2 protein-coding genes and 1 pseudogene are annotated in these 3,231 nt (G+C 65.0%); 1 reads left to right on the top strand and 2 read right to left on the bottom strand.

Going from position 1 to position 3,231, the window contains the following annotated elements; genetic code table 11:
• A pseudogene (locus EN935_RS28215) lies at nucleotides 1-538 on the top strand (hypothetical protein); the annotation flags it as partial.
• 7 nt (nucleotides 539-545) lie between these two features.
• On the opposite strand, the gene EN935_RS28210 reads toward EN935_RS28215, so the two are convergent.
• Nucleotides 546-2,147 carry a cisplatin damage response ATP-dependent DNA ligase gene (locus EN935_RS28210; protein ID WP_127264554.1) on the bottom strand — a complete coding sequence of 534 codons (1,602 nt, stop codon included), beginning with the start codon at nucleotides 2,145-2,147 and terminating at the stop codon, nucleotides 546-548.
• A gap of 4 nt (nucleotides 2,148-2,151) precedes the next feature.
• Nucleotides 2,152-3,159, bottom strand: a complete 1,008-nt coding sequence (locus tag EN935_RS28205; RefSeq protein WP_127264553.1) for a ligase-associated DNA damage response exonuclease — start codon at nucleotides 3,157-3,159, stop codon at nucleotides 2,152-2,154.
• Between the last annotated feature and the right edge of the window lie 72 nt (nucleotides 3,160-3,231).

Below are 3,231 nucleotides of genomic sequence, written 5' to 3'. Positions count from 1 at the left end.
GCTTGATACCGCCCCGCCCGAAGCGCCGCCGACCGTCGACGACGACGATTTCGCACCGGCCGACGGCGGCCCGGCAAAGCCTGGTGACGCGGACCAGGCGCGCGACTGGATCAACGTGTTTTCGCCGGCCGATGCGTCGCATGTCAGCGCGCCGTCGGACGCCAAGGCCGAGGTGATTAAGGACGATACCGGTTCGTTCCTGCGCATCCGTTCCGGCGCCTCCGGTTCGGCGATCAGCTTCGATGTCGGGCAGGGCGTGCTGGAGAAGCTCGCCGGCAAACATGCCGTCTTCGACATCATCGCCCGCTCCGAAGAAGGCAAGGAGACGCAGATTTCCGTCGACTGCAATTTCGGCGAACTGGGTGACTGCGGCCGCAAGCGCTACGCTGTCGGCCAGCAGCAGAACGAATATCTGTTCGACGTACAGTTTCCCGAAAAGCGTCCGGGCTCGGCCGGTACGATTGCCATCAATTCCGACTTCGACAAGCAGGGCAAGGCCGCGGACATCTACGAGATCCGGGTTTCGGTCGAGCCGTAAGACAGCTCTAGCGGTCGAGCAGCGCCTGCAGCGTCTCGATGCGGTCTGCCTCATTGGCCGGCTTGTCCCAGCGCAACCGTGAAATGCGGGGAAAGCGCATGGCGACGCCGGATTTGTGCCGGGTCGAGCGGTTGAGGCCTTCGAAGGCGACTTCCAGCACCAGGCCGTTGTCGCGGTCGGCCCGTACCGAGCGCACCGGCCCGAATCGCTCGATCGTGTTGTCGCGGACATATTTGTCGATCTGCTTCAGCTCCTCGTCGGTGAAGCCGAAATAGGCCTTGCCGACCGGCACCAGCTCCTCTTCGCCTTCGGCACCGGACCAGACGCCGAACGTGTAGTCCGAATAGAAGCTGGAGCGCTTGCCATGGCCGCGTTGCGCATACATCAGCACCGCGTCCACCGTGTGCGGATCGCGTTTCCACTTGAACCACGGGCCTTTCGGCCTGCCGGCGACATAGGGTGAGTCCCAGCGCTTCAGCATCACGCCTTCTATGATCGGGTGCGGCGGTGCCCGGCGCAGTTCCTCCAGCGCCTGCCAGTCTGTGAATTCGACGAACGGTGACAGATCGAAGCGGCTCGGGTCGAGCGTCCCGGCGAAGCTTTCGAGGCGGCCACGCCGCTCGCGAAACGGCAGCGCGCGCAAATCCTCGTCGCCGATCTGTAGCAGATCGTAGCAGCGCATGAAGGCCGGGTACTGCAGCTGCATCTTCGGCGTCACCGTCTTGCGGTTCAGCCGCTGCTGCAGGTCCGAGAAGGTTCCCGTTGCCTCCCGGGGATCGCCGACCAGCAATTCGCCGTCCAGCGTCGCGGAAAAATGCATGGCGTTGGCGAGGTCCGGAAAGGCGCCGGAGACATCGTCGCCGGTGCGCGAATAAAGCCGGCGGATGCCGCCTTCGGCCACCGCCTGGACGCGGATGCCATCCCATTTCCATTCGGCGGCATAATCCGCCGGATCGAGCTTTTCGAGATCGCCGTCGCCGACCGGGTTCGACAGCATCACCGGGCGAAACAACGCCATCGCCGTGTTCCTGGGCTTTTCGGCCTTGCCTTCCAGCCACGCGAACAGTGTCGTGTAGGGCGGCGACAGCCCGTGCCAGAGCTCCTCGATCTCGGTGACATCGACGGTGCCGAAATCCGCCAGCGCCTGTTTGGCCAGCCGCGCCGACACGCCGATGCGCAGGCCGCCGGTGACCAGCTTGATGATGGCAAAGCGCGCCGAGATGCCGGCGCTGTCGAGCAGCCCTGCCAGCACCTTGGGTCCGTCGGAACGGCTTGCCGCCTGCAGTTTTGCGACGACCTCGCCAAGCGTCGGCTCGCGGTTCGGGATGTTTCCGGGCGTTTGCGGCCAGACCAGCGAGACTGTCTCGGCCAAATCGCCGACATAGTCGTAGGAATAGCGGAACAGCACCGGATCCATGCGCTCGGTGACCAGCGTGCGCAGCATCGCCGGCTTAACCGCGGCGATGTTGAGATCGCCGGTGATGGCGGCCAGCGCCAGCCCGCGGTCGGGATCCTCGACGCTGCGGAAATAGTCGGTCAGCAAGGTCAGCTTGCCGTTGCGCGACGGCGTCAGCACCAGACGGTCGAGAAGTTCGGCGAAGCGGTTCATACCATCAATCGCCCTCGTCCTCGTAGCCAACCAGATGCAGCGGTCGCGCCGCGATGCCTTCGAGTTCGCACCAGCGCACCAGCGCTTCCTCGCGGCCATGCGTCACCCAGATCTCCTCGGCTCCGGTCTCCTTGATGGTGGCGGTCAGCTCGTCCCAGTCGGCATGGTCCGAGATGATCAGCGGCAGTTCGACGCCGCCCTGCTTGGCACGCTGGCGAATGCGCATCCAGCCCGACGCGAAGCACGAGATCGGATCGGGAAAGCGCCGCGCCCAGCGGTCGGCGAAGGCCGATGGCGGACCGACGACGATGGCGCCCGCGAAGTCTTCCTTGCCACCTTCCACCGTTGCCGGTTGGAGCGCGCCCAGGTCGATGCCCTGACTCTGGTAGTACTCGCTGAGTTTGGCCAGCGCGCCATGGATGTAGAGCGGCCTGTCGTAGCCGGCGTCGCGCAACAGCCGCATCACCCGCTGCGCCTTCCCCAGCGCATAGGCGCCGACCAGATGCGAGCGTTCGGGAAACTGCGCCGCCGATTTGAGCAGCCGGGCGATCTCTTGCGTGTCGGGGGGATGGCGAAACACCGGCAGGCCAAAGGTCGCTTCGGTAATAAACACATCGCACCGGATCGGCTCGAATGGCGCGCAGGTCGCGTCCCTCTGCCGCTTGTAGTCGCCGGAAGCGACGATGCGCGTGCCCTGATGTTCGACGGATATCTGCGCCGAGCCCAGCACATGGCCGGCGGGATGGAAGCTGACGCAGACACCGTTGAGCGCAATCGTTTCGCCGAGCCGGGCTGCTTGCGTTGTTCCCGCGAAATCCTCGCCATAGCGCAGACCCATGATGTCGAGCGTCTGTTGCGTCGCCAGCACCGAGCGGTGGCCGGAGCGCGCATGGTCGGAATGGCCATGCGTGATCAGCGCGCGGTCGACCGGCCGCACCGGGTCGATGAAGAAATCGCCCGGCGGGCAATAAAGGCCTTCGGGCCGGGGATGAAGCAGGTCGCTGGCGCGCATGGCCCCAAGATAGGATATAATTCCGCTGCGGGAAGCCTGTTGTAAGTCACTGCTGACTCCCGCATACAGCAC

The sequence above is a fragment of the Mesorhizobium sp. M7D.F.Ca.US.004.03.1.1 genome (assembly GCF_003998635.1).
GTDB lineage: Bacteria > Pseudomonadota > Alphaproteobacteria > Rhizobiales > Rhizobiaceae > Mesorhizobium > Mesorhizobium loti.
Note: the sequence above shows the minus strand (reverse complement) of the source record. Positions and strands in the feature narration are given on the sequence as shown.

Coding starts and splice junctions, on each gene's coding strand:
- EN935_RS28210 (WP_127264554.1), bottom strand. CDS start 2,147: ATGAACCGCTTCGCCGAACTTCTCGACCGTCTGGTGCTGACGCCGTCG.
- EN935_RS28205 (WP_127264553.1), bottom strand. CDS start 3,159: ATGCGCGCCAGCGACCTGCTTCATCCCCGGCCCGAAGGCCTTTATTGC.